Origin of the sequence: Hoeflea sp. BAL378, from assembly GCF_000759435.1 — a bacterium.
Classification (GTDB): Bacteria; Pseudomonadota; Alphaproteobacteria; order Rhizobiales; family Rhizobiaceae; genus Hoeflea.
In genome coordinates this window covers 1-242 of the sequence record NZ_JRJG01000274.1, presented here as the reverse complement: position 1 = coordinate 242, position 242 = coordinate 1, and the positions used below count along the sequence as shown (strand labels likewise).

The following is a 242-nucleotide window of genomic DNA, read 5'->3' as shown; positions in this document are numbered from 1 at the left end:
CTCGACAAGGCCCGCGCCTTTGCCGCGCGCCTGGCGGCAACCGGACGCCCCGTCGTGCTCGACGCCGACGGGCTCACCGCCTTCTCGCCGGACGAGGGTGCGCTCGCCGGGCTGTTTGCGGGCGAGACGCGGCTGGTGATCACACCGCACGAGGGTGAGTTCCGCCGGCTGTTCCCGCGGCTTGCCGAGGATGCGGCGCTGTCCAAGATCGACAGGGCGCGCGCCGCGGCAGGCGCGCTCAA

General features: G+C 74.0%; 1 protein-coding gene. It reads left to right on the top strand.

The genetic code is table 11. The features are described from left to right. Positions 1–242 (top strand): NAD(P)H-hydrate dehydratase (locus LL06_RS26165; RefSeq protein ID WP_035534046.1); only part of this gene is annotated, 242 nt, incomplete at both ends.